Here is a 1,216-nt window from a genome sequence, read left to right on the forward strand (position 1 = left end):
CAGGGCTCGAGCATACTTTGTTCTCTTTTTAACCAAACAATAATTGAGCACGATAATCATCGCTCCAAGTAGCTCTTTTTAGCTTCTGCCGTTGGCTCGGGGAGTCATCATTACATTGCCTAAGTATGTTCATCACAAAACGTTTGAATAGAGCCATATGCTCTACCGCATCATCCATCACGATTCTTGACTTATCTTCATTAAACACGACATCCAGAACATAGTGCTGGCTGTTTTCAATGCGCCAGTGTTGGCGTATGTAGTGATGCAATGACTTATGCTTAGGCGATAAAGAGCTCACATAAAACGACGTGTCTATCGTTGTTTTTCCTTTGATCGTTCTAAGCCTCTCTACAGCTATGATACTGCGTATAGTGGGCCACTTCTCAGACAACTCCGGCGGGAATTTCGCTTTCAGTTGAAAGACGTTTCGCTCTTCTGTTCGCCCATGTCCTTTTTCTTTCAACTCTATAACAGGCGTGGCTTTCGGCTTTTTAAAGTACTCCTCAAATTGCTGCTCAATCGCTTTTTTTAGCTGCCCTTGATTGCCTTTAACCTGAACCACAACATGACCTTTTTGCTCTCTAATTTGCTCTAGCGTTTCTCTCTGGCAATGCAGTGCATCAACCGTCACCACAGCCCCTTGAATATTTAACACACTCAACATATCTCGTACTGTCGTGATTTCGCTTGTTTTTGTGGCCGTGGCTTTCTGACTTAAAACTAAGCCATTTTCAGTATCGTAAGCTGTGACAAGTTGAAGAGCTGATTGCGGGCTCCCTCTATAAGCACCTCGTAGCACTTTTCCATCCAATGCGATCAAGGGTTTTCCCTGTAATTTCCGATTCTCATTAACCCAATTGATTAATGCTTCAAGTAAGGTTTCTGGCACCAAGCCCTTTAGAATGCGAGCAATAGTGTGGCGTCTTGGGATACCATGTTTAAACGTCCTATACTGTTTCAGCCATTCAGACTTCCCATCCCCGTACGTTTCGATATCTTGCCAACCTTCGGCGCCAGCCATAATGGCGGTGATAACGAGGAACATGACATCCACTAAATCATGTTTTTGGTTAATATCAGAGCGATTTTCTTTGATGACAGATAGATGTTCGATAAGAGTCACGGAATGAAGCCTGTTTGATGAACTAATAAGCGCTACAATACAGGTTTTGGCAGGTTTGAAGCTAGTTCTTCAAAGTATGCTCGCGCCCTG

The 1,216-nt window shown here is 43.4% G+C and carries 1 protein-coding gene; it reads right to left on the reverse strand.

What is annotated here, in order from left to right; translation table 11 throughout:
* Nucleotides 1-28: 28 nt before the first annotated feature.
* Nucleotides 29-1,126 (reverse strand): ISAs1 family transposase, encoded by a 1,098-nt coding sequence (locus tag MAQ5080_RS17140; RefSeq protein ID WP_067213521.1) that lies wholly within the window; start codon nt 1,124-1,126, stop codon nt 29-31.
* Nucleotides 1,127-1,216: the final 90 nt, after the last annotated feature.

Origin of the sequence: Marinomonas aquimarina (assembly GCF_900089755.1) — a bacterium.
Classification (GTDB): domain Bacteria; phylum Pseudomonadota; class Gammaproteobacteria; order Pseudomonadales; family Marinomonadaceae; genus Marinomonas; species Marinomonas aquimarina.